The organism is Actinomadura chibensis NBRC 106107, from assembly GCF_001552135.1.
Lineage (GTDB): Bacteria > Actinomycetota > Actinomycetes > Streptosporangiales > Streptosporangiaceae > Spirillospora > Spirillospora chibensis.
The window spans coordinates 21,383-43,980 of the sequence record NZ_BCQP01000029.1 but is presented as its reverse complement, the minus strand read 5'-3'; the positions used below and the strand labels follow the sequence as shown (position 1 = coordinate 43,980).

25 protein-coding genes are annotated in these 22,598 nt (G+C 72.1%); 21 read left to right on the top strand and 4 right to left on the bottom strand.

Going from position 1 to position 22,598, the window contains the following annotated elements; genetic code table 11:
* A complete protein-coding gene (locus ACH01S_RS17435) occupies window positions 1-804 on the top strand; it encodes a hypothetical protein (RefSeq protein WP_067892425.1) in 804 nt (267 codons plus the stop codon).
* 132 nt (window positions 805-936) lie between these two features.
* Here the strand turns inward: ACH01S_RS17435 and ACH01S_RS17430 are convergent, their stop codons facing one another.
* A complete protein-coding gene (locus ACH01S_RS17430; RefSeq protein WP_067892423.1) occupies window positions 937-1,137 on the bottom strand; it encodes a hypothetical protein in 201 nt (66 codons plus the stop codon).
* 83 nt (window positions 1,138-1,220) lie between these two features.
* Here ACH01S_RS17430 and ACH01S_RS17425 point away from each other — a divergent pair, with 83 nt between their 5' ends.
* The 13 genes from ACH01S_RS17425 to ACH01S_RS17365 all read left to right on the top strand — a co-directional run bounded on the left by ACH01S_RS17425 (window position 1,221) and on the right by ACH01S_RS17365 (window position 14,266).
* Window positions 1,221-1,469 carry a hypothetical protein gene (locus ACH01S_RS17425; RefSeq protein ID WP_148344203.1) on the top strand — a complete coding sequence of 83 codons (249 nt, stop codon included), beginning with the start codon at window positions 1,221-1,223 and terminating at the stop codon, window positions 1,467-1,469.
* Window positions 1,470-1,687: 218 nt separating this feature from the next.
* Entirely contained in the window at window positions 1,688-2,047 is a 360-nt protein-coding gene (locus ACH01S_RS17420; protein WP_067892419.1) for a DUF488 domain-containing protein, read from the top strand.
* Between the two features lie 286 nt (window positions 2,048-2,333).
* On the top strand, window positions 2,334-3,005 hold the full coding sequence (locus ACH01S_RS17415) for a DUF4360 domain-containing protein (RefSeq protein ID WP_067892417.1): 672 nt from the start codon (window positions 2,334-2,336) through the stop codon (window positions 3,003-3,005).
* A 12-nt stretch (window positions 3,006-3,017) separates the two neighbouring features.
* Window positions 3,018-3,662 carry a DUF4360 domain-containing protein gene (locus ACH01S_RS17410; protein WP_067892415.1) on the top strand — a complete coding sequence of 215 codons (645 nt, stop codon included), beginning with the start codon at window positions 3,018-3,020 and terminating at the stop codon, window positions 3,660-3,662.
* 144 nt (window positions 3,663-3,806) lie between these two features.
* Window positions 3,807-5,183 carry an NADP-specific glutamate dehydrogenase gene (gene gdhA, locus ACH01S_RS17405; RefSeq protein WP_083980801.1) on the top strand — a complete coding sequence of 459 codons (1,377 nt, stop codon included), beginning with the start codon at window positions 3,807-3,809 and terminating at the stop codon, window positions 5,181-5,183.
* A 337-nt stretch (window positions 5,184-5,520) separates the two neighbouring features.
* Entirely contained in the window at window positions 5,521-6,066 is a 546-nt protein-coding gene (locus ACH01S_RS17400) for a potassium channel family protein (RefSeq protein ID WP_148344204.1), read from the top strand.
* 122 nt (window positions 6,067-6,188) lie between these two features.
* Window positions 6,189-7,856, top strand: a complete 1,668-nt coding sequence (locus ACH01S_RS17395; RefSeq protein WP_067892413.1) for a thiamine pyrophosphate-binding protein — start codon at window positions 6,189-6,191, stop codon at window positions 7,854-7,856.
* A gap of 9 nt (window positions 7,857-7,865) precedes the next feature.
* Window positions 7,866-8,411 carry an HD domain-containing protein gene (locus tag ACH01S_RS17390; protein ID WP_067892411.1) on the top strand — a complete coding sequence of 182 codons (546 nt, stop codon included), beginning with the start codon at window positions 7,866-7,868 and terminating at the stop codon, window positions 8,409-8,411.
* Window positions 8,408-9,655, top strand: coding sequence for a zinc-dependent alcohol dehydrogenase (locus ACH01S_RS17385; protein ID WP_083980799.1), 1,248 nt, complete (start codon window positions 8,408-8,410; stop codon window positions 9,653-9,655). Before ACH01S_RS17390 ends, ACH01S_RS17385 begins: the two co-directional genes overlap by 4 nt.
* A 37-nt stretch (window positions 9,656-9,692) precedes the next feature.
* Window positions 9,693-10,931, top strand: coding sequence for an ABC transporter substrate-binding protein (locus ACH01S_RS17380; RefSeq protein WP_067892633.1), 1,239 nt, complete (start codon window positions 9,693-9,695; stop codon window positions 10,929-10,931).
* A 16-nt stretch (window positions 10,932-10,947) separates the two neighbouring features.
* The gene (locus ACH01S_RS17375; RefSeq protein ID WP_218010295.1) at window positions 10,948-11,781 is read left to right on the top strand and encodes a class II aldolase/adducin family protein; all 834 of its coding nucleotides are present in this window, start codon (window positions 10,948-10,950) and stop codon (window positions 11,779-11,781) included.
* A complete protein-coding gene (locus ACH01S_RS17370; RefSeq protein WP_067892406.1) occupies window positions 11,781-13,046 on the top strand; it encodes an amidohydrolase family protein in 1,266 nt (421 codons plus the stop codon). The genes ACH01S_RS17375 and ACH01S_RS17370 overlap by 1 nt, the downstream gene beginning before the upstream one ends.
* Entirely contained in the window at window positions 13,046-14,266 is a 1,221-nt protein-coding gene (locus tag ACH01S_RS17365; RefSeq protein WP_083980797.1) for a cytochrome P450, read from the top strand. Before ACH01S_RS17370 ends, ACH01S_RS17365 begins: the two co-directional genes overlap by 1 nt.
* A 10-nt stretch (window positions 14,267-14,276) precedes the next feature.
* Here the strand turns inward: ACH01S_RS17365 and ACH01S_RS17360 are convergent, their stop codons facing one another.
* On the bottom strand, window positions 14,277-15,011 hold the full coding sequence (locus ACH01S_RS17360; protein ID WP_218010294.1) for a FadR/GntR family transcriptional regulator: 735 nt from the start codon (window positions 15,009-15,011) through the stop codon (window positions 14,277-14,279).
* A gap of 85 nt (window positions 15,012-15,096) precedes the next feature.
* Between ACH01S_RS17360 and ACH01S_RS17355 the strand changes: the two genes are divergently transcribed.
* Window positions 15,097-15,534: an acyl-CoA thioesterase gene (locus tag ACH01S_RS17355; RefSeq protein ID WP_067892404.1), complete on the top strand. Its 438-nt coding sequence runs from the start codon at window positions 15,097-15,099 to the stop codon at window positions 15,532-15,534.
* Here ACH01S_RS17355 and ACH01S_RS17350 read toward each other — a convergent pair.
* The gene (locus tag ACH01S_RS17350) at window positions 15,524-17,128 is read right to left on the bottom strand and encodes a class I adenylate-forming enzyme family protein (RefSeq protein WP_067892402.1); all 1,605 of its coding nucleotides are present in this window, start codon (window positions 17,126-17,128) and stop codon (window positions 15,524-15,526) included. The two genes, ACH01S_RS17355 and ACH01S_RS17350, sit on opposite strands and share 11 nt — an antisense overlap.
* Before the next feature lie 97 nt (window positions 17,129-17,225).
* On the opposite strand from ACH01S_RS17350, the gene ACH01S_RS17345 reads away from it, so the two are divergent.
* The 6 genes from ACH01S_RS17345 (at window position 17,226) to ACH01S_RS17315 (ending at window position 22,040) form a co-directional block, all read left to right on the top strand.
* Complete coding sequence (locus ACH01S_RS17345) at window positions 17,226-18,098, top strand: branched-chain amino acid ABC transporter permease (RefSeq protein ID WP_067892400.1); 873 nt, start codon at window positions 17,226-17,228, stop codon at window positions 18,096-18,098.
* Window positions 18,099-18,312: 214 nt separating this feature from the next.
* Window positions 18,313-19,317, top strand: a complete 1,005-nt coding sequence (locus ACH01S_RS17335; RefSeq protein WP_083980794.1) for a branched-chain amino acid ABC transporter permease — start codon at window positions 18,313-18,315, stop codon at window positions 19,315-19,317.
* Window positions 19,314-20,093 (top strand): ABC transporter ATP-binding protein, encoded by a 780-nt coding sequence (locus ACH01S_RS17330; protein WP_067892396.1) that lies wholly within the window; start codon window positions 19,314-19,316, stop codon window positions 20,091-20,093. The genes ACH01S_RS17335 and ACH01S_RS17330 overlap by 4 nt, the downstream gene beginning before the upstream one ends.
* The gene (locus ACH01S_RS17325) at window positions 20,083-20,826 is read left to right on the top strand and encodes an ABC transporter ATP-binding protein (RefSeq protein WP_067892394.1); all 744 of its coding nucleotides are present in this window, start codon (window positions 20,083-20,085) and stop codon (window positions 20,824-20,826) included. Before ACH01S_RS17330 ends, ACH01S_RS17325 begins: the two co-directional genes overlap by 11 nt.
* 31 nt (window positions 20,827-20,857) lie before the next feature.
* A complete protein-coding gene (locus ACH01S_RS17320) occupies window positions 20,858-21,679 on the top strand; it encodes a FadR/GntR family transcriptional regulator (RefSeq protein WP_218010293.1) in 822 nt (273 codons plus the stop codon).
* A 139-nt stretch (window positions 21,680-21,818) separates the two neighbouring features.
* Window positions 21,819-22,040, top strand: coding sequence for a DUF397 domain-containing protein (locus tag ACH01S_RS17315; RefSeq protein ID WP_067892393.1), 222 nt, complete (start codon window positions 21,819-21,821; stop codon window positions 22,038-22,040).
* A 358-nt stretch (window positions 22,041-22,398) separates the two neighbouring features.
* Here the strand turns inward: ACH01S_RS17315 and ACH01S_RS43590 are convergent, their stop codons facing one another.
* Window positions 22,399-22,569 carry a hypothetical protein gene (locus ACH01S_RS43590; protein ID WP_157406292.1) on the bottom strand — a complete coding sequence of 57 codons (171 nt, stop codon included), beginning with the start codon at window positions 22,567-22,569 and terminating at the stop codon, window positions 22,399-22,401.
* Between the last annotated feature and the right edge of the window lie 29 nt (window positions 22,570-22,598).

The window sequence follows — 22,598 nt, the reverse complement described above, 5'->3', positions numbered from 1 at the left end:
ATGACCGTCGAGATGCTCCTCGCCGCCCTGATCGGCGGCGCGATCGGCCTCGCCGAGCTGGTCGCGCGGTACCGCGACAAGCCGGTCACCGCGCTGCTGTCCCCGGGCGGGCTGCTGTTCGTCTTCGTCAACGCGAGCGCGTCGATCGTCGCGCTGATCGCGGTGACCGCGTCCGGCTGGACGTTCGGGCTGCCCGTGACGACCCCGCCCGCGAGCACCATGATCGTCCGGGTGCTGGTCGCCGCGATCGGCGCGGCGGCCGTCCTGCGCATGTCGTTCGGACCCGCGTCCACCAGGGCGATCGGCACCGGCCCCGTCGCGCTGCTCAACGGCGTGCTGCGGCTCGCGGACGGCGAGCTGGCCCGCAAACGCGCGCTGAGCAGGCTGTCCCGCGACGACCTCGCCGGGCTGTCGTACGCGCGCGACCACGCGGCCCTCGCCGAGCTGTGCTGCCACCTCATGCGCGAGTTCGACCTGGCCGAGGCGCAGCGGCTCGGCGGGCTCGCCGCCGAGCTCAGCCACCGCGACGACCTCACCGACGCCGACAAGCTGGACTGCTGGGGGCTCGAACTGACCCGGCTGGTCGGCGAGCGCGCCCTCCGCCAGGCCGCCCGGCGCCTGCGGGACCGGCCCCGCGACGAGCCGCCCAAGGCCGAGCCGGTGGAGGAACCCGCCGCCGACCCGCCGCCGCCCGCCGAGCACACCGCGCAGATCCCGCCGCCCCGCCCGCCCGTCGCCAAGACCTCCCGCCTCGCCGCTAGTTCCAACGGCCGGACGGACCGCAGGTCGTTCAGCGATGCCTGACCGCCGCGCGGACACCGGCCCGCACGACACCGGCGCCTGAAACACGGGATGCCCGGAATGCCGGTATGCGACATGCCGGTGCGTGAAACGCCGGACGAATGCCGGTGCGCCCGCCGCGGGCGCACCGGCACTTCACTTTCTCGGCCGGGCGGGCAGCGCCGGGACGATTTCGGGGCCGTCCCCCTCCTCCAGCGCCGCCGCGACGCGATGCAATGCCTCCGCGATCGAAACGAGCGCGTGCACCTGGGCGGCCGCCATTTGATTTCCCGGCGACGGATCCGCGGCCTGCGACTCCGCCGCCGCGTCGAAGGCGAGTTGGCTCCACCAATGCACGCGCCGATCCTATTCGACCGGGTTGCGGCGGACGGGCCGCCGCGCCGCCGCCCGCCGAGTGCGAGAAGGAAAGGATGTGCCCGGTGACCACGGAACCGCGCGCCGCGCCGTCCGGCGGGCGTCCCGGCCCGGCTCCGCCGCGCTGGGCCGCGAAGCCGGTAGGACGCCTTACCACCGACGAACTGGCCGAGGCGCTCACCTTCCTGGACCGGCACAGACCGGATGACGACGTGCTGAGCCGCGCGCTCGCGGGCGAGTTCGCCCGCCGCACCGCCGCCGCGGAGTTCGCCCGCCGTACGGCCGCCGACCGAGGGTGTGGCCTCGGCGGATAGCTCTCGGGGTGTCCTCGGCGGTGTATCCGCAGCGTGTTCAGTCAGCGGTGTGTCTCCCGCGCGGGGCTGTCGGAGCGCGTGCCCGGCGGGTGGCTCCGGGGTGCGTCTTCGGTGGCCGGACGACCGGGTGTGTCGTCCGGGACGGGGCGGGGAGCGTACAGGGGACCCCGGCGTCCGGGGGCCGGACGGGGCGCGGTAGACAGACCAGGGGAGGGATCATGGACGTGAGGCTGCGCAGGGTGTACGAGCCCGCCTCGGACGACGACGGCAGGCTGCGGGTCCTGGTCGATCGGGTGTGGCCGCGCGGCCTGTCCAAGGAGAAGGCGCGGCTGGACGAGTGGGAGAAGGACGTCGCCCCCTCCACCGACCTGCGCAAGTGGTACGGGCACCGGGTGGACAGGTTCGAGGAGTTCACCCGCCGATATGAAGGCGAACTGAACGATCCTGAACGAGCGGCGGCCTACGACCGTCTACGAGGGCTTGCGGGACGGGGCCCCCTCACCCTCCTGACCGCGACCAGGGACGTCGAGCACAGCCAGGCGGCCGTCCTCGCGGCCCGGCTGCGCGCCGAGGGCTGACGCGGCCCCTTCGTCACCGAGCGTGACAAGCCCCTGGGCTCGCGCTTTTCCCGCGCGGTACCCCGGGGCCGTTTTCTATGACTTCTGGATGAGCGGTTGAAACGTTCAAACCAGCTTGATGGAACGGTCCCATTCGAAACCCGGTCGTTGGACCTTCCATTTCTCCTGATCACGCCCGTCAACCGCGCCGGCTTCGATCGTTTTCTATTGTTAAAAAGTGGTGATTGACCAAGTTGATCAGGCGAGTTTACGCTCCCTTTGCGCAGGGCCAAGAAGGAGGAATCGCATGCGAAAAGGGATCGCCAGCTGCGCCGCGGGCGCAATGGCCGTGGCCGCGGTGACGGCCCTGACGGCCACGCCGGCCTCGGCCGGTTCCTACGGCTCGTACTTCGTTCCCGGGCCTAAAGGAGTGACCATCGAGATCGCGACAGTGAACGGCTCCGGCTGCCCGGCCGGCACCGCCGCCGTCGCGGTGTCGGAAGACAAAGAGGCATTCACTGTCACCTACAGCGACTACCTCGCGCAGATCGGCGGCGACGCGAAGCCGACCGATTTCCGCAAGAACTGCCAGATCAGCATGAAGGTGCACGTCCCCCAGGGCTTCACCTACGCGATCTCCTCTACCGACTACCGGGGGTTCGCCAGCCTGGCACCCGGCGCCACCGCCGTGGAAAAGGCTAGCTACTACTTCCAGGGGCAGCAGCAGACCGCCGCCAGAACGCACAACATTAGTGGCGAGTACGCGGACAACTGGCAGTTCACGGACACGAACGACGTGGCCCAGTTGGTGTGGAAGCCCTGCGGCGAAGAGCGCAACTTCAACATCAACACCGAACTGCGAGTGGCGAAGGGTACTTCCGCCGCCGACGACGTGAGTTTCATTTCCATGGACTCCACCGACGGCAGCATCAAGACCACGTACCACTTCGCGTGGATGACCTGCCCCCCCGCCTGGTAAAGGAGTAGAAAAATGCGCAAGGGTCTGACCGTCTCGGCGGCCTGCGCGGCCGCCCTGGCGCTACCGGCGTCCATCGCCCCCGCGGCTCACGCCGACACCACCCCTCCCCCGGACAAGATCGTCATCGACGTCCTGACCGTGAACGGCTCCGGCTGCCCCGCCGGGACCGCCGCGGTGGCGCCGGCGAGCGACAACACCGGGTTCACCGTCACCTACAGTGACTACCTCGCACAGGCGGGCGGCGGCTCCAAGCCGACCGACTTCCGCAAGAACTGCCAGCTGAACCTCCGCGTCCACGTGCCGCAGGGATTCACCTACGCGATCGCCGGGGCGGACTACCGCGGCTTCGCGAGCCTGGCGGACGGCGCCTCCGGTCTGGAGCGCGCCAGCTACTACCACCAGGGTATGTCGCAGACCACGCCCGTGAGCCACACGATCAAGGGCGAGTACTCCGACAACTGGCAGTTCTCCGACCGGACCGACGTCGCCGAGCTTGTCTGGAAGCCGTGCGGCGAGGACCGTAACTTCAACATCAACACCGAGCTCCGCGTTTACGCGGGCGGATCGTCGGAGACCAGCTTCCTGGCCTTCGACTCCACAGACGGAAGCGTCAAGACCACGTATCACTTCGCGTGGAAGCAATGCCCTGCCGCCTGACCTTCCGTCTTTCGCCGGGCCGCGCCCTCACCCAGGGAGGACGCGGCCCGGCGTTCCATGTTTCGACCAGGTCCCGGCGTGCCTGTCAAAGCCGGTGAGGGCAGGTTTTACAGTGGAGGGGTTGTCTGAGGAAGGACCTTCACCATGCCCTTGGCCCCCCGTCTGCCGGCCCCGCCCGAGACCCTGGCCGTCCTGGAGGAGACCTACGAGAGGGTCCTGCGGCGCGACCCCGGCGAGGCGGAGTTCCACCAGGCCGTCCACGAGGTGCTTGAGTCCCTCGGCCCGGTGCTGGCCGCGCGGACCGGCCTCGCCGACGCCCGGCTGCTGGAGCGGCTGATCGAGCCCGAGCGGCAGATCATGTTCCGCGTCCCCTGGCAGGACGACGACGGTCGGGTCCACGTCAACCGCGGGTTCCGCGTCGAGTTCAACGGCGCGCTCGGCCCGTACAAGGGCGGGCTGCGGTTTCATCCGACCGTCAACCTCGGCATCGTGAAGTTCCTCGGCTTCGAGCAGATCTTCAAGAACGCGCTGACCGGGCTCGGCATCGGCGGCGGCAAGGGCGGCAGCGACTTCGACCCGCACGGCCGCTCCGACCAGGAGGTCATGCGGTTCTGCCAGTCGTTCATGACGGAGCTGTACCGCCACGTCGGCGAGCACACCGACGTCCCGGCGGGCGACATCGGCGTCGGCGGCCGCGAGATCGGCTACCTGTTCGGGCAGTACCGCCGGGTCACGAACCGCTGGGAGGCGGGCGTCCTCACCGGCAAGGGCATGCTGTGGGGCGGCTCCGCGGGCCGGACCGAGGCCACCGGCTATGGGAACGTTCTCTTCACCGCCGAGATGCTCCGGCACCGCGGCGAGGACCTCGACGGCCAGCAGATCGTCGTGTCCGGGTCCGGCAACGTCGCGATCTACACGATCGAGAAGGCGCAGCAGCTCGGCGCGAACGTGATCACCGTGTCCGACTCCGGCGGCTACGTGGTGGACGACAAGGGCATCGACCTCGATCTGCTCAAGCACGTCAAGGAGGTCGACCGGGGCCGCGTCTCCGACTACGCCGACCTGCGCGGATCGTCGGCCCGGTACGTCGCGGGCGGCCGGGTCTGGGACGTCCCCGCCGACATCGCGCTGCCGTCGGCGACGCAGAACGAGCTGGACGCCGACGCCGCCGCGCTCCTCGTCCGCAACGGGGTGAAGGCCGTCTCGGAGGGCGCGAACATGCCGACGACGCCCGAGGCCGTCCACATCTTCCAGGAGGCGGACGTCGCCTTCGGCCCCGGCAAGGCCGCGAACGCGGGCGGCGTGGCGGTGAGCGCCCTGGAGATGCGCCAGAACGCGGCCCGCGCCGCCTGGTCGTTCGCCCAGGTCGAGGACGAGCTCGCGGGGATCATGAGCGACATCCACGCGACCTGCTACGAGACGGCCGAGCGCTACGGCGCCCCCGGCGACTACGTGGTCGGCGCCAACATCGCGGGCTTCGAGCGAGTAGCCGACGCGATGCTCGCCCAGGGCCTCATCTGACCGGGGCCGCCGCCGGTCGCGGTGTCGCTGGGGAGCGTTCCCGGCCTGTCCGCCCGGACCGGGCCGGACGGGACGGGGCGCCGTCGTCTGGCGGCGCGTTCTAGGCGGCGGGGGTTCTGAGCAGGGGGTCTTCTAGTCGCGGCCCGGCCGACGAGTTCCGATCAGAACGCGTCCAAAAAGCGAACGATCCATACAGTCGGACGATCAACGGGCCTGAACGACCCCCCGGAGCAGGCCGATCGCGCGAATTGAACGGCTTCAGAAGGACCGCTGAAGCCGAACGATCCTCGCGTGCCGCGGGCGGCACGGACCGTCCGTGAGCGGGCATGGACAGTGCGTGGACATTCGCCGAGCCCGCCACGGGCCCCTGCTCCGGACCGTCGCGCGCGTCGCGCTGACGACGGCGGTCGTGCTCGGCGCGTTCTTCGCGGCCCCGCTGACCGGTCCGTTCACCCCGGTGTCGGCGGTGGTGCTCGGCGCCCTGCTGGTCGCGCTCGCGGGTCTGGTGGGCTGGCAGGCCCGGGCGATCGCGCGGGCGCGGTCGCCGCGGCTGCGGGCGGCGGAGGCGCTCGCGACGTCCGTCCCGCTGTTCATCCTGGTGTTCGCGACCGGCTACTGCCTGCTCGCCAACAACGATCCGCCGGGGTTCAACGAGCGACTGACGCACGTCGACTCGCTGTACTTCACGATCACGGTGTTCTCGTCGGTCGGGTTCGGCGACATCGTGCCCGTCTCCCAGGCGGCTCGCGGGCTGACGACCGTGCAGATGCTCGGCGACCTGGTCTTCCTCGGCCTGGCCGCGCGGGTGTTCCTGGAGGCGATGCGACGCGGCCTGGAACGCCGGGCCGATGACGCGGACCGCCCGCCGGGCACTCCCCGCTGACCGCGAACCTCCGTGCTGCGGTTTCGGGGGCCTGCGGACTCTTGACTGGTGGCTTTCTTTTATAAGATAGTCCCTCTCAAGGCGGCCATGTCGGGTGGCGCGGCCGCGTTGGGAGGCAGCTGGTGCGGGTGGCCGAGGTCGTGGCGAGCACGCTCGCCGCGCATGGGGTGTCGTGTCTGTTCGGGGTGCTCGGCGACGGGAACCTGCCGATCCTGGACGTTCTCGTCCGGACGCACGGGGCCGACTACGTCGCGGCGGCCCGGGAGGACGGGGCCGTCCTCATGGCCGACGGGTACGCCCGCACGAGCGGGCGGCTCGGGGTCGCGACCGTGACGCACGGCCCGGCGCTCACCAACGCGGTGACCGCGCTCACCGAGGCCGCGCGGGCGCGGACGCCGCTGCTGCTCGTCGCCGCCGACACGCCGCCGGGCGACCGGCGCAACCCGCAGGCCATAGACCAGGAGGACGTGGTCCGTCCGACGGGCGCGGGCGTCCAGCACGTCCACTCGGCGGAGTCGGCGGCGGCGGACACGGTGCGCGCCGTGCGGAGGGCGTTCACCGAGCGGCGGCCGATCGTGCTGAACGTCCCCACGCCGCTGCTCGGCCTGGCGGCCGGGACCGCCGACGCTGGAACGTTCCGGGAGGATCGGACGCCCGCGCCCCCGCCCAGCGCCGAGGAGGTCGCCCGCGTGGCGGAGGCGCTCGCGCGGGCCGAGCGCCCGGTGATCGTGGCGGGACGGGGCGCCGCGCACGCCCGCGACGACCTGGCCGTCCTCGCCGAGCGCACCGGCGCGCTGCTCGCCACCACGTTGAAGGCCAAGGGGTTCTTCGCCGGGGACCCGTTCGACGTCGGCGTGTGCGGGGGCTTCGCGACCGCGCTCGGACGGGAGCTGATCCGGGGCTCCGACCTGATCCTCGCGGTCGGCGCCGGGCTGAACTCCTTCACCGTGGACGGCGGCCGGATGCTGGCGGGCGACCCGGTGATCGTCCACAACGACGTCCGGGCGGCGGCGTTCGACGAGTGGGTGCCCGCCGACCTGCGGATCCTCGGGGACGCGGGCGCGCTCGCGCGGATGCTCGCCGCGACCGCCGAGCCGAGGACCGGCTGGCGGACGCCCGAGATCGAACGGCGCATCGCCGAATACGCCTACGAGGACGAGTTCCCCGACGCCAGCGACGAGACCGGCCTCGACCCGCACACGGTGGTGGCGGCGCTGGAGCGGATCGTCCCGCGGGAGCGGACGCTCGTGGTCGAGGGCGGGCACGCCGCGCTGTCCGAGCCGTGCCGGGGGCTGTCGGTGCCGGACCCGTCCGCGTTCGTGTTCCCGGTCAACTTCGGGTCGATCGGGCTCGGGCTGGCGTCCGCGATCGGCGCGGCGACGGCGCGTCCCGACCGGGTGACGCTCGCCGTGACCGGGGACGGCGCGCTGATGATGAACCTCGCCGAACTGGACACGGCCGTCCGCCTGGGGCTGCGGCTCGTGGTCGTCGTCATGAACGACGCGGCGTTCGGCTACGAGTACCACAACATGCTGCACCGCGGCATGGACGTCGGGTTGTCGCTGATCCCGCGTCCCGACTTCGCGGCCGTGGCCCGCGCGTTCGGCGCGCGGGGCGTGACCGTCGCGACGCCCGGCGAGCTGGACGACCTGAAGACGCTGATCGCCGACCCGTCCGGCCCGGTGCTGGTGGACGCGCGGCTGACCCGCAACGTGCGGACGCGCTGGTTCGCCGAGCACGAGAACGGGCTCGACCCCGCGGACCCGGACTTCCGGCCGCGCTACCGGTAAGGAGGCCACATGTTCACCCGAATGGACCAGGGCACCCGCGAGGAGTGGCTGCACATCCGCCGCGAGACCCTGAAGACGCAGGACGACGCGCCCGACCGGGTCATGCCGATGCTGGCGAGCCTGTCGGCGTTCCGCGACGGGTTCGCCGTCGACCAGCTCCAGCACAGCCTGCAGACCGCCGCGCACGCGGAGGCGGCGGGCGCCGACGACGAGATGGTCGTCGCCGCGCTGTGCCACGACATGGGCAAGGTCATCTCCACGGCGAACCACGCGGCGGTCGCCGCCGAGATCCTGCGCCCCTACGTCCGGGACGAGGTGTACCGGATCATCTACGCGCACCAGACGTTCGAGGCGAAGCACTACGGCCACCACTTCGGCTGGGACCCGGCGGAGCGCGACACGTTCGCCGACCGTCCCTGGTACGCGCAGGCCGTCCAGTTCGCGGACGAGTGGGACCAGCTCGCCTTCGACCCCGACTTCGACACGCCGCCGCTGGAGCACTTCGCGCCGCGCGTCCGCCGCGTCTTCGGCGGCATCCGAACGATCACCAAATGACGGGCTCCCGTGCGGGGACGGCCTCCCGCGCTCCCCGCGCCAGGGCGGGGGCGGCGCGGGCCGTGCTGCAGCGCGGTCCGGGAAACCTCGACCTGGTCGAGCTGCCGCTGCCCGACATCGGCCCGGACGAGGCGCTGCTCCGCGTCGAGGCGTGCGGCATCTGCGGCACGGACGTCGAGGAGTACAGCGGCGCGCTGTTCGACACGATCGGACCGACGTCGCCGTTCGTCCCGGGGCACGAGCCGGTCGGCCGGATCGCGGCGATCGGCGCGCGGGCGGCGCGGCGCTGGGCGCTCGCCGAGGGCGACCGGGTCGTGGTCGAGCCCGCGCTGCCGTGCGGCGCGTGCCGCGACTGCCGGACGGGCCGCTACGTCCTCTGCGCGGGCTGGGACCACTTCCCGATGAGCTACGGCTTCGTCCCCGCGAAGATCCCGCCCGCGCTGTGGGGCGGGTTCGCCGACCACATGTACCTGCACCCGAACAGCGTCGTCCACAAGGTCTCGGACGCCGTCGCCCCGACGACCGCCGCGACGTTCAACGCGGTCGCCGCCGGGGTCGAGTGGGCGGTGGAGGTGCCGGGCACCCGCGCGGGCGACTGCGTGGTCGTGCTCGGCGCCGGGCAGCGCGGGCTCGCCTGCGTCCTCGCGGCGCGGGCGGCGGGCGCCGACCCGGTGATCGTCACCGGGCTCGCCTCCGACCGGCACAAGCTCGACCTGGCGCTGGAGCTCGGCGCGACCGCCGCCGTGGAGGTGGACGCCGGGGACGCCGACGGGGGCGGTGTCCCGGCGAAGGTGCTGGAGCTGACCGGCGGCGTCCGCCCGGACGTGGTGGTCGACGTCGCCGCCTACGACCCGCAGACCGTCCTGGACGCGTTGGCGCTCGCCCGGCCCGGCGGGACGGTCATCCTCGCCGGGCTGAAGGGCGGGCGGCCCGTGCCCGGCTGGATCAGCGACGACGTCGTCACGAAGGGGCTGCGCGTCCAGGGCGTCCGGGCGGTGGGGCACACGTCGTTCCGCCGGGCGGTCGCGCTGATCGACTCGGGCGAGCGGCCGCTGCACCGGCTCGTCACCCATGCCTTCGGCCTCCAGGACGCCGCCGAGGCCGTCGAGACGCTCGCCGGAAACCGTCCCGGATCCAGGCCGATCAGCGTCGTGATCACCCCGGACCAGACCACCGCGGACCAGATCGACCCGGACCAGATCAAGCCAGGCCAGACCGTCCCCCCGCCTCCAACCCACCCCTAGGAGGACCACCCCCATGGCTTTCAAGAGCAAGCCCTTCATGAGCATTGGTTCCACGAACACGGCGTTCGCGAGACGCGGTCGGCCGGGCAGGACGCTCGTCGTGGTCGCGGCGGCGGCGCCCCTGCTGGCGGCGGGCGCGTGCGCGTCCGGCTCCGGGTCGGTGAAGACCGACGACGACACGATCGTCATCGGGATGGACCAGGACCTGTCCGGCGGCGCCGCCGCGTACGCCTCCATCGTCGGCAAGACGATCAAGGACGCGGTCGCGCAGGTCAACGACGGCGGCGGGGTCGGCGGCAAGAAGCTGAAGCTCGTCGTGAAGAGCGACGACAACGACGCGACGAAGGCGCCGACGGTCGTCCGGCAGCTGCTCAGCCAGGGCGCGCAGGCCGTGATCATGAACTCCGGCGGGCAGTCGGTGCTCCAGGTCCAGTCGCTGCTGAAGCAGCAGAAGGTGCCCGCGATCGCGCCGGTGAACATCACGCCCGGCATCGGCGACGGCCCGAACTCCGCCTACACCTACTCGCTCGCGAACCCGACGTCCGACTTCGGCAAGGTCTACGCGGAGGCGTTCAAGAAGGCCGGGTTCAAGCGGCTCGCCCTGTTCAAGGACGACAGCGCGTCCATCGCCGGGATGGAGAAGGCGCTGATGACGCCGATCAAGGAGGCGGGCATCCAGGTCGTCGCGACCGAGACGGCCCCGGTGGACGCCAACGACGTCACCGCGCAGGTCACCCGGATCAAGCGGGCGAACCCGGACGCGATGCTCGTCGCCGCGCTCGGCGGGCAGATGGAGGTGCTCGTCCACAACACCGCGCACCAGCTCATCCCGGACGCCGACCGGTTCTCGCTCGCGTCCATCGGCAACCAGCCCGACCTGTGGGGGCAGGCGAAGCCGGGCGCGCTCGACAAGCTCGTCTTCGTCGGGTCGATCACCGACCAGAACGACAAGACCAACGAGCTGCAGAAGTTCCTGTCCGGCAAACGCGGCGGGACGGTGGGCGTGACGGCCTACGACGCGCAGGCCTACGACGCGATCGGGATGCTCGTGAAGGCGATCGAGAAGGCCGGGTCGAAGCCGGACGGCGAGTCCATCAACAAGGGGCTGGAGCAGGTGGCGTCCTACCCGTCCTCGTTCGGGCAGAAGGGCTACACGCTGTCGTTCAAGCCCGGCAAGCACAGCGGCACGGACGGCCTGTGCGGCCTGATCCTCATGCAGTTCGAGAACAGCAAGCCGGGCCGCCAGTGGCCCACCTACCAGCCCGCCTGTGGCTGACGGAAGGGAGGTCACCGTGACAACTGACGCCGTGACGACGGACGCCGTGACAACGGACGCGGACGTGGACCGGGAGCGCCGGGCGCCGGCCCCGGTCGCGGGAGGCGCGGCCGAGTGGACGCCGAAGGTGATGCCGCCGATCGGCCTGGAGCTGACCGACCGGCAGAAGCTCGCCTGCGCGTTCCGGATCCTCGGGACGTCGGGCTTCAGCGAGAACATCGCGGGCCACATCACGCTCCGCGCGGGCGACACGCACGACCTGCTGGTCAACCCGTGGGGCCTGTGGTGGGAGGAGATCAAGGCGTCCGACATCTGCAAGGTGTCGCCGGACGCGGAGGTGCTGGACGGCAAGTGGGACGTCACCCCCGCCATCCACATCCACACCGAGCTGCACCGCCGCCGCCCGGACGTGCGGGTCGTCGTCCACAACCACCCGTACCACTCGACGGTGCTGGCGGCGCTCGGCGTCCTGCCGGAGTTCCTGCACCAGACCGGGTCGATGTTCGACGGCGACCTCGCCTTCGTGGACGAGTACACCGGCGAGATCGCCAACGCCGACCTCGGCGCCGACCTCGCCGACCGGATCGGCGACAAGTCGGTGGTGCTGCTCGCCAACCACGGCGTGATCGTGACCGGGCCGACGGTGGAGGAGACCACCTACCGGGCCGCGACCATCGACCGGCAGTGTCGACTCATGTATGACGTGCTGGTGACAGGTCGCGACCACACGCTCGTGACGCCCGGCCTGCGGCGCAGCATGAAGGCGTCGCTCCTCGAACGCGGAACCGACTTCTTCTGGAACGGCGCCGTCCGCGCGCTGCTCCGCGACCACCCGGAGGTGGTGCAGTAATGAGCATCAACATCGACGACCTCGCGTCGGACCTGGGCTTCACCACCGGCGGCAAGGGCGCCGAGGGCCCGACCTGGCTGCCCGAGCCGGACCGCCAGGACCGCAGGTACACCGTCATCTCCGTGGACGACCACATCGTCGAGCCGCCCGACACGTTCGAGGGGCGCCTCCCCGCGAAGCTCGCCGACCGCGCGCCGAAGATCGTGGAGCGGGACGACGGCGCCGAGGTGTGGGTGTACGACGGGCAGGAGTTCCCGAACGTCGGCTTCAACGCGGTCGTCGGGCGCCCGGTGTTGGAGTACAGCTTCGAGCCGTCCCGGTTCGACGAGATGCGGCGCGGCGCGTGGGACATCCACCACCGCATCAAGGACATGGACCTCGCCGGGATCTACGCCTCGCTCAACTTCCCGTCGTTCCTGCCGGGGTTCGCGGGGCAGCGGTTGCAGCTCACGACGTCCGACCAGGAACTCGCGCTCGCGTCCGTCCGGGCGTGGAACGACTGGCACCTGGAGGAGTGGGCCGGGGCCTACCCGGACCGGATCATCCCGTGCCAGATCCCGTGGCTGCTCGACCCCGAGCTGGGCGCGGCGGAGATCCGGCGCAACGCCGAGCGCGGGTTCAAGGCCGTGACGTTCTCGGAGGCGCCGCAGAAGCTCGGGCTGCCGTCCCTGCACACCGGGCACTGGGACCCGATCATGCGCGCCTGCGCCGAGACCGGGACGGTCGTGAACCTGCACATCGGGTCTTCCGGGACGTCCCCGGCGACGGCCGACGACGCCCCGCCGGACACGGTCGGCGTCCTGTTCTTCGGGTACGCGATGTTCGCCGCCGTCGACTGGCTGTACTCGATGCTGCCCGTCCGCTACCCGGACCTGAAGATCTGCCTGAGCGAGGGCGGCATCGGCTGGGTCGCCGGGCTGATGGACCGGCTCGACCACATGCTCAGCTACCACGACATGTACGGGACGTGGACGAAGGACATCGGCCTCACCCCGGCCGAGGTCCTCAAGCGCAACTTCTGGTTCTGCGCCGTGGAGGACCAGTCGTCGTTCGCGCTCCGCGACCGGATCGGCGTGGAGAACATCCTGCTGGAGAGCGACTACCCGCACTGCGACTCGACCTGGCCGAACACCCAGGCGGTCATCGAGTCGGAGATCGGCGGGCTGCCCGAGGCGGACGTGCGCCGCTTCACCTGGCAGAACGCGTCCGAGCTGTACCGGTTCCCCGTCCCGGCCGAGGTCCAGGCCGACCCGAACGCCTTCTGATGACGGTCATGCGCGCCGCCGGGGGCGAACCCGGCGGCGAGTACGACCCGTTCGCGGCGGAGGTGCTGGAGGACCCGGCCGCCGCGCACCGCGCCCTGCGCGAGCGGTGCCCCGTGCACCACCACGCCGGGTTCGGCGAGAACGGCTTCTACACGCTGTCGCGCCACGCCGACGTCGCCGGGATGTTCGGCGACGTCGGCCTGTGGTCGTCTGAGTGGGGGCAGGGGCCGATCTTCACGAAGGAGGGCGGGCTGCGGTCCGACCCGCCGGAGCACACCGTCTACCGGCGGCTCGTGACGGCGGCGTTCACCGCCCGCCGCACCGCCGCGCTGGAGGACTGGATCACCGCGACGGCGGCCGACCTGATCGACGGCTTCGCCGCCGCCGGGCGCGCCGACCTGTGCGCGGCGTACGCGGTGCCGCTGCCGGTGCTCGTGATCGCGAAGATCCTCGGCGTGCCCGCGTCCGGGGTGGACGAGTTCAAGGAGTGGTCCGACCAGTTCATGGCCGGGCAGAACGCGGCCGACCCGGCGGTGCAGGGCGCGGCCCGCGCCAAGATCGACGGCTACTTCGCCGAGGTGCTGGCGGAGCGGCGCGCGGTGCTCGGCTCGTCCGGGCCGGACGCCCTCCCGGACGACCTGCTGACCGCGCTGCTCACCGCCGAGCACGACGGCCGCCCGTTCACGACCGAGGAGCTGCTGCCGCTGATCCTGCTGCTGCTGGTCGGCGGCAACGAGACCACCACCTCGCTGATCGCGAACGCGGTGTGGCGGCTGCTCGACCTCGGGCTGTGGGACGACGTCCGGACGCGTCCGGAGCTGGTGGACGCGGCGGTGGAGGAGAGCCTCCGCTACGACCCGCCCGTCCTCGGGCTGTTCCGGACGAACACCCGTCCGGTCGTCATGCACGGCGTCGAGATCCCGGCGGGGTCGAAGGCGCACGGCCTGTACGCGTCCGCGAACCGGGACCCGGAGGCATGGGACGACCCCGACACGTTCAGGCTGGACCGCGACCTCGCCGACCTGCGCCGCCGCCACCTGTCGTTCGGCGTCGGCCAGTACCTGTGCCCGGGCGCGGCCCTCGCCCGGCTGGAGGCGCGGATCTCGCTGCGGCTGCTCGGCGAGCGGCTGCCGGGCCTGCGCCTGGACGGCGAGCCGACCCGCGTCGACTCGTTCATGATGTGGGGCCCGTCCGAGCTGCCCATCGCCTGGTCGGCCTAGCCGGGCGGGGTCAGTCCAGGACGTGGCACTGGGCGGCGGTGAGGTGGCGCCGCGCGGCGCGTTCCGCGCCCGCGGCGTCGCCCGCCGCGATCAGCTTGATCAGCCGGTGGTGCGCGCGGACGCCGTCCGAGCGCTGGTCGAGGCCGGGGAAGTCGCCGCGGGCGGCGGTGTCGCGGGCCCACTGCTCCTCGGCGGCGGTCCAGAGCCGTTCGAGCGCGCCGACCGCGACCGACATCGCGGCGTTGCCGCAGCCGAACACGAGCTGGGCGTGGAAGTCGCGCGCGGCCCGGACGAAGCCGAGCAGGTCGTCGAGGTTGTCCTCCACGTCGCGCTGCGCCGCCTCCAGCGCCGGGACGACGCTCGTCGCCCGGTCCGGGCGCTCCGCGCAGAGCCCCGCGCACACCGGTTCGAGCCGCACCAGCGCGACCGCGATGTCGCCGGGCGCGGACTGCCGCGTCCGCAGGACGAGGTCGATCGCCTGCGCCGCCGTCTCGGTGCGCGGGACGTGCACGACCGCGCCGCCCTTGTTGCCGCGCAGCACGGTGATGAGCCCCTCGGACTCCAGGATCCGCAGCGCCTCCCGCATGGACGGCTTGCTGACGCCGAACTCGGCGAGCAGGTCGTCCTGCGGGCCGATCAGCGCGCCGTCGGCCAGCTCGCCGCTCACGATCCGCTCGCGCAGGACGGAGGCGACCATGTCGGCGAGGCGCGGCTGGCGAATGCGCGCCTGGCGCGTTCCCTCCACCGAACCTCCGCCCGGACGCTGTCATGAGCCAGAAGGGCCGACGCCCCTTAACATCTAAATCTTAGCATCTGCAAAGGGAGTGAATGTGCCGGACGAGCCGCTGCACCGCGTGACCTTCCGCCTGTCCTACGGCGACTGCGACCCCGCCGGGATCGTCTACTACGCCAACTACCAGCGCTGGATGGAGCGCACCCACACCGAGTGGTGGTTCCTGCGCGGGCTGCGGTTCGACCATCTCCCGGAGCGGCTCGGCGTCGCGGTCGTGACGCGCGCGGCGAGCGCCGAGTACGAGAAGACGATCACGCTGTTCGACCAGGTCGAGTGCCGGTTGTACGCCGACCGGGTCGGCCGCACCTCGTTCACCATGCGCGGCGACTTCGTCACCGGGGACGGCGACCGCGCGGCGACCGCCGTCCTCACCCTCGTCTGCGTCGACCCGGACGCGCCGGACAAGGCCGTCCGCGTCCCCGACGCGATCCGAAGCCTCCTCCTGGACGGCGGCGCCGCCGCCTTCACCCCGTGACCTCCGCGACGCGGCGGCGGATGTCCGCGCGCAGGTCGCCCTTGGCCACCTTGCCGCCGGACGAGCGGGGCAGCGCGTCCAGGACGATCAGCCGTTCGGGGTGCCATTCGCGGGACACGCCGCGCTCGGCCAGGTGCGCGGTGAGGTCTTCGAGGGTGAGCTTCGTCCCGGGACGCAGTTCGGCGTAGACGCAGACGCGCTCGCCGAACACCTCGTCCGGCATGGCGACGGCGGCGGCGAGCGCGACCGCCGGGTGCGTCGCGACCTCCTCCTCGACGGCGGCGGCGCTGATGTTCTTGCCGCCGCGGATGATGAGGTCGCTGAGGCGTCCGACGACGCGGAGGTAGCCGTCGTCGTCGATCTCGACGATGTCGGCCATGAGCATCCAGCCGTCCGGGGTGAACAGCTCGCGGTTCGCGGCCGGGTCGTCGTAGTAGCCGGGGCAGGTGGCCGGGCCCTTGCAGCCGGGCTGGCCGGGCCGCCCCGAGCCCGTGATGTCCGTGCCGTCGGACGGGTCGAACAGCCGCACCTCCATCTCGGGGATGATCCGTCCGGCGGTGCGGAGGCGGTGCTCGCGGGTGTCGTGGAGTCCGGTGTAGCTGAGCGCGCCCGTCTCGTTCGAGCCGTAGAACTGGAGCACCTTCGCGCCGGTCGCGTCCTCGAACGCCGCCGCCCGCTCGTACGGGACGGCCTCCCCGCCGGTGAACATGCAGCGCAGCGACGACAGGTCGCGCGGCCGCTCCGCCTGCGCGTTCAGCATCATGATGAACTGCGTGCTGACGCAGTGCAGGACGGTCACCCGGTGCCGTTCGACGAGGTCGAGCGCCAGGTGCGCGTCGAACCGCTCCATGACGACGGTCGGGACGCCGAGCGCGGCGGGGGAGAAGTGCGCCGTCCACAGCCCGAACCCGAACGGGGACGGCACCGCGCCCATGAACACGTCCGACTCGTTCAGCTCGCCGGAGCGGCAGGCCAGCTCGTGGAAGTAGAACCAGCGGTTCTGCGTGTGGGACACGCACTTCGGCAGCCCGGTCGTCCCGGACGTCGAGTTCAGCATGGAGAGGTCGTCCGGGCCGAGGGCGCGCCCCGCGATGTCGGCCTCGCGCGGGTCGGCGGGGACGCCCAGCCGGTCGACGACCACGTGGTGGGCGAGGTCGAGGCCGTCCGCGCGCAGCTCGTCCACCAGCGCGGCGGACGGCGCGCCGCGGTGCTCGGCGAGGGTGATCAGGGCGCGTGAGCCGGTGCGTCCGAGCAGGTGGCGCAGCTCGCGGCGGCCCGCCCGCGCGCCGACGCCGACCAGCACCAGCCCCGCCTTCTCCGCCGCGACGGCCGCGACGTGCCAGGCCGGGCCGTCCGGGAGCTGGGTCGCCACGCGCTCGCCGGGCGCGAGGCCGAGCGCGGCGAGGTGCCGGGCGAGCCGGGTCGAGTGGTCGTCGTACTGCGTCCAGGTGAGGGTCTCGCCGGGCGTCACGTAGGCGGCGCCGCCGGGGCGCTCCGCCGCGTGCCGCCGGACGTGGTCGGCCACGGTCTCCGATCCCCACCAGCCGGCCGCCCGGTACTCCGCCACGGTCGCCTCGTCGAACGGACTGGTCAAAGCTGCCTCCCGCGGTTTCGCAAGCTGCCCCGAAGTTAGCATTGTCATGGCTTTCTTTTAAACATAAGATCCCACAGACGCAGGCAGAAGGAGCGTGATGTCAGCGCAACTGTGGGTCTCGGTCGTCCAGATCGGGTGCTTCTTCGGACTGGTGGCCCTCGGCTACTACCTCGTCCTCGAAGGAGCGGATTTCTTCAACTTCGCCCTCGGCCCGTTCGCGATGTTCTCCGGACTCACCGCGTCGTGGCTGATGGCGAAGCAGGGCTGGCCGCTCGGCCTCGCCGCCGTCCTCGGCATCGCGATCGCCGCGGTGCTCGCGGTCGTCACCGAGGTCGCGCTGGTCCGGCCGATCGACGCGCGGACGGGCGGCGGCGAGCTGCCGTCCCTCATCGCGGTCGTCGCGGTGCTGTTCGCGGTCGAGCAGCTCGCCGGGACGCTGTTCGGACGGCAGCTCATGCCGGGCCGGTCGTGGCTGCCCGGCACGTCCCTCGACCTCGGCTTCGTCACCGTGGACGGCCAGACGATCGTGCTCGTCGCCGCGACCGTCGTGTCCTTCACCGGCGTGTGGCTGTGGATGCGGAAGTCCAAGTATGGGCGGATCCTGCGCGCGGTCGGGTCCAACCGGGACGCGGCCCGCACGCTCGGCATGCCGGTCGGACGGGTGCGCCTGGTCGCGTTCGCGCTGGCCGGGCTGGTCGTCGGGCTCGCCGGGCAGCTCTTCTCGGCCAAGGCCGGGGTGAGCTTCCAGTCCGGGTTCGGGTGGGCGCTGTCCGGGTTCCTCGCCCTCGTCATCGGCGGGACGGGCTCGGTGTGGGCGCCGCTCGCGGGCGGACTGCTGCTCGCGCTGGCGCAGACGCTCGTCCCGTACTACCTCGGCAGCGCGTCGCTCGACTACGCCGTCCTCGCCGTCGCGATCCTGTTCTTCGCGCTGCGTCCCAGCGGCCTGTTCGTGAGGAGGGTCCGGGTATGAGCGCAGCGATCCGGGGGGCGTGGGGGGTCGTCCCCCCACAGGAGCAGCGTATGAGCGCAGCGATCCGGGGGGCGTGGGGGGTCGTCCCCCCACAGGAGCAGCGTATGAGCGCAGCGATCCGGGGGGCGTGGGGGGTCGTCCCCCCACAGGAGCAGCGTATGAGCGCAGCGATCCGGGGGGCGTGGGGGGTCGTCCCCCCACAGGAGGAGTACGTATGAGTGCGCTGCCCTTGCGGAGAGCCGTCGGGTCGGTCCGGTCGGCGGAGTCGGCGCGGATCCTCGGGACGCTCGTCCTCACCCTCGCCGTGATCGGCTGGGCGGGCGCGGACCTGTTCCGGCAGGACCTGGCGCTGCTCGGCGCGACCTACGCGCTGCTCGCGCTCGGCATGTACATGCCGTTCAACCTGGCGGGCGCGCTGTCCCTCGCCTACAGCGCCTACGTCGCGATCGGCGGGTACTCGGTCGGGCTCGTCGCGACCAAGACCGGCTGGCCGCTGCCCGTCGCGTACCTGCTCGGCGCGCTCGCGTCCGCCGCGCTGGCGGTGGTGCTGGGGTTCGCGACGCGGCGGCTGTCCGGGTTCTACCTGGCGGCGGTGACGCTGCTGTTCGGCATGGCCTTCCAGAGTTTCCTGCTGGACGCCAAGGACATCACCGGCGGCGCGGTCGGCATCGGCTCGATCCGGCCGCTCACGGTCTTCGGCAGCGAGCTGGACCGGCAGACGTTCATCGCGCTGACCCTGCTCATCGTGTGGATCGTCGGCGTCGCCGTCGACCGGGTCCGCCGGTCGCCGTTCGGCGTGGCGCTGCAGAGTTCGCGGGACGTCCCCGCCGCCGTGGAGGCGGCCGGGGTCGGCGTCCCGGCGCTGCGGCTGACGGTGCTCGGCGCGGGCGCGGCGATCGCGTCCCTCGGCGGCGGCCTGTTCACCACCGCCAACCAGACCATCGGCCCGGACACGTTCACCCTGCACCTCGTCATGCTGGCGATCTTCATGCCGCTGCTCGGCGGGCAGGGCTCGGCGTGGGGCGCGGTGCTCGGCGCCGTCCTGGTCGTCGAGCTGACCTTCAACCTGCAGATCTTCGAACGCTCCGGGTCGCTGATCTTCGGCGTCGCGGTGCTGGCCGTGCTGCTGATCGCGCCCGGCGGCATCCTCGGCTACGCCGGGCAGGGCGCGCGGTGGCTGCGCGGCGCGGCGACCCGCACGAGAGGAGCACGGCGATGACCGTCCTGCTGGAGGGCGAGGGCCTCGGCAAGAGCTACGGCGGCGTCCGCGCGCTGGACGGCGTGTCGCTGCGCCTGTCCGCGGGCGAGGTGCTCGGCCTGATCGGCCCGAACGGTGCCGGGAAGACGACGCTGGTCGACCTGCTCGACGGCGCGCAGCCCGCCGACCGGGGGTCGCTGTCCATCCGGGGCCGGAGGCTGACCGGCCCGCCGTCCCGCCGGGCCCGCGCCGGGCTCGCCCGGACGTTCCAGCACCCGCACCTCGCGCTCGACCTGACCGTGCGGGAGAACGTCCTGCTGGGGGCCGCCGCGCCGAAGCTCGCCGGGATCGGCGGGCTGGTCGCGGGCCTGGTCGCGGGCGCGTTCCGGCCGTCGGGGGCGCGCTTCGACGCGACCCTGCACCGCGTCGCGGACGCGCTCGAACTCGGCGACCTCCGCCGCCGCTGCGGCGACCTCACGCTCGGCGAGCAGCGGCTCGTCGAGGTCGCGCGGGCGCTCGCGCAGGAACCGTCCGTCCTCCTGCTGGACGAGCCGTTCGCGGGCGCCGACTCGGGCGGCATCGCGGCGATCTCGGCGGCGATCCGCGCCGTCCGCGCGCAGGGCTGCGGGATCATCCTGGTCGACCACAACGTGGACATCGTCGCGTCCCTCGTCGACCGGATCATGCTGCTGCGCTCCGGCACGGTCGTCTTCGACGGCGACCCCGCCGAATGCCTGGCCAGCCCCGAAATGCAGGACGTCTACTTCGGAACCGGCGGTGAGAACGTTGTCGCATGAGTTGGTGCTGAGCGGGGTGTCGGTTCGGTATGGGGAGTCGACGGCGGTGTCGGACGCCTCGCTCACGTTCGGCGGGGGAGCGGTCAGCGCCGTCGTCGGGCCGAACGGGGCCGGGAAGTCGAGCCTGATGCTCGCCGCCTACGGGTCGGTCGCGGCGACCGGGCGGATCACGCTCGACGGCGAGGACATCTCCGGGCTCAGCGCCGCGCGCCGCGCCGGACGCGGGCTGGCGCTCGTCCCACAGGGCAGGCAGATCTTCCCGCGCCTGACCGTCCGGGAGAACCTCCAGGTCATGGCGGACACGCTCGGCCTCCCGTCCGCCGAGGTGGAGACGGGGCTCGACCGGTTCCCCGTCCTGCGGGAGCGCGCCCGCGCGCTCGCCGGGGTGCTGAGCGGCGGCGAGCAGCAGATGCTCGCCGTGTCCCGCGCGCTGATGGGGTCGCCGAAGGCGCTGCTGCTGGACGAGATGTCCACCGGCCTCGCCCCGCTGATCGTCGCCGAGCTGATGGACACCGCCCGCCGCCTCGCCGACGAGGGCACCGTCGTGGTCGTCGTCGAACCGTCCATCGGCGCGATCAGGGACCGGCTCGACCGCGGGTACGTTCTGCTGCGCGGCCAGGCGTCCGACCCGGTCGACGGCGGACGCGAGCTGGACGCCGCGTACCAGCGCGCGATGGGCGTCACCGCGTCCGGCCGACCCGAGGACGCGGTGCCGACCCAAGGTGGAAGATGAGACATCACAAGATCGAGAGGACGGGCACACGGTGGAGGACACGGGGGCCCCGGAGCCGCGCGCGCAGATGCGCCAGCCGCGGGTGGCGGACCTGCTCGCCGACACCCTGCGGGCGCGGATCCTGCGCGGCGAGCTGCCCGACGGGAGCCTGCTGCCCAAGCAGTCCGACCTGCTGGAGGAGTTCGGCGTCAGCAAGCTCGCCGCCCGTGAGGCGCTGCGCATCCTGGAGACCGAGGGGCTGATCACCGTCCGGCGCGGGAACACCGGGGGGTCGGTGGTGCACGCGCCGAAACGCGACAGCGTCGCCTACATGCTCGCGCTCGTCCTGGAGTCGCGGCAGGCCGCGCTGCCGGACGTCGGGTACGCGCTCCAGCAGATAGAGCCGTTCTGCGCCGCGCTGTGCGCGCAGCGTCCCGACCGTCACACCGAGGTCGTGCCCGCGCTGCGCCGCGCGCACGAAAGCCTTGTCGAGGCCGTCGAAACCGGCGACGAGAAGCGCGCGACGCCCGCGTCCCGCGAGTTCCACGAGGCGATCGTCCGCCTCTGCGGAAACGAGACGCTGTTCGTCGTGGCGGGGGCGCTCGAAACCCTGTGGACGGCGCAGGAGCGGAGCTGGTCCGAGCACGCGACCCGCGCCGGTTTCTTCCCCGAGCCCGCCCTCCGCCGCCAAGCCTTGGACGAACACGCCGAGGCCCTGGCGCGCATCGAGGAAGGCGACGCCGAAGGCGCGGCCCGCCTCCTCCGCGGCCACCTCCAGACGGCGCAGAAATACCCGATGACGGGCGTGAGTGAAGACCAGCGCGTCCAAGCCGCCCTGCTTCGCCCCCTGGTCCAGCCCCCCGAACACCCCTGAAACACCCGCCCTTGGGTCTTCATGGCGAAGTCCGGCCACATCCCGCGGACCACTGCTTTCCCGTCCGGCTCTCGGGGCATCGTCGTCCGGCGGGCGCCCCGTACGCTGATGGCAAAGCCGTCCAGCAGAAGAGGTCGCCATGACCGAGACCGGCCTGTCCGCCGCCCGCTGGCGCAAGAGCAGCCGCAGCCACAACAACTCCCAGCAGCAGTGCGTCGAGGTCGCCGGGGCGGCCCACGCCATCGGCATCCGGGACAGCAAGGACCCCGCCGGGCCGCGCCTCGCCGTAAGCCGGGCCGCCTTCCGGGGCCTGGTCGAGCGGGTGAAGGCCGGAGCCCTGGACCACGCCGACGCCCCCTGATCCATCGGGCACGGTGGACGGATCACGTCACGCGAAGAGGCCCCTGGATGAATGTCGTCCGCCCAGGGGCCTCTTGCTGCACGGGTCACGCCACTAGGGCTTGAGCCATGAATCACCATCCCTTCTTACCGCCAGGTCTTGTCCCTGCATGTACTGGGCGTACAGGCGGGGAGTCATGGAATCGAGAGCGGGGGCGAACGCCGCCCGGATGACGCGCGTGGGGTCGCGCCTCTGCGGTGTGCGCCTCTGCGGTGAACCCATGGCCAAAGCAGCCAGGTGACGCCGAATCCGAACAGGAAACACGTCACTCCGTAGAGCAGCAGCCAGATCAGAATGGGGGCGACGGGGGCGGACACGGTCACTTTTCCCGCGCCCAGGCGGGGGTGCCGTCCCGGTCGGTGGCGAGCCTCTCCGCCATGTCGTCCTGGCGCGTCGTGGCAGCCCGCAGGGCCTCCAGGGTCGAGGCGCTGAGCGTGTCGACGAGCCCGGCGTCGAGCTGCCTGCGCGTCAGCGGGCGGCGGACGTGCACCGTCCACAGACCGCTTTTCTGGGCCAGAT

Coding starts and splice junctions, on each gene's coding strand:
- ACH01S_RS17365 (WP_083980797.1), top strand. CDS start 13,046: ATGACGGTCATGCGCGCCGCCGGGGGCGAACCCGGCGGCGAGTACGAC.
- ACH01S_RS17315 (WP_067892393.1), top strand. CDS start 21,819: ATGACCGAGACCGGCCTGTCCGCCGCCCGCTGGCGCAAGAGCAGCCGC.
- ACH01S_RS17330 (WP_067892396.1), top strand. CDS start 19,314: ATGACCGTCCTGCTGGAGGGCGAGGGCCTCGGCAAGAGCTACGGCGGC.
- ACH01S_RS17415 (WP_067892417.1), top strand. CDS start 2,334: ATGCGAAAAGGGATCGCCAGCTGCGCCGCGGGCGCAATGGCCGTGGCC.
- ACH01S_RS17420 (WP_067892419.1), top strand. CDS start 1,688: ATGGACGTGAGGCTGCGCAGGGTGTACGAGCCCGCCTCGGACGACGAC.
- ACH01S_RS17385 (WP_083980799.1), top strand. CDS start 8,408: ATGACGGGCTCCCGTGCGGGGACGGCCTCCCGCGCTCCCCGCGCCAGG.
- ACH01S_RS17380 (WP_067892633.1), top strand. CDS start 9,693: ATGAGCATTGGTTCCACGAACACGGCGTTCGCGAGACGCGGTCGGCCG.
- gdhA (WP_083980801.1), top strand. CDS start 3,807: ATGCCCTTGGCCCCCCGTCTGCCGGCCCCGCCCGAGACCCTGGCCGTC.
- ACH01S_RS17345 (WP_067892400.1), top strand. CDS start 17,226: ATGTCAGCGCAACTGTGGGTCTCGGTCGTCCAGATCGGGTGCTTCTTC.
- ACH01S_RS17435 (WP_067892425.1), top strand. CDS start 1: ATGACCGTCGAGATGCTCCTCGCCGCCCTGATCGGCGGCGCGATCGGC.
- ACH01S_RS17390 (WP_067892411.1), top strand. CDS start 7,866: ATGTTCACCCGAATGGACCAGGGCACCCGCGAGGAGTGGCTGCACATC.
- ACH01S_RS17410 (WP_067892415.1), top strand. CDS start 3,018: ATGCGCAAGGGTCTGACCGTCTCGGCGGCCTGCGCGGCCGCCCTGGCG.
- ACH01S_RS17335 (WP_083980794.1), top strand. CDS start 18,313: ATGAGTGCGCTGCCCTTGCGGAGAGCCGTCGGGTCGGTCCGGTCGGCG.
- ACH01S_RS17370 (WP_067892406.1), top strand. CDS start 11,781: ATGAGCATCAACATCGACGACCTCGCGTCGGACCTGGGCTTCACCACC.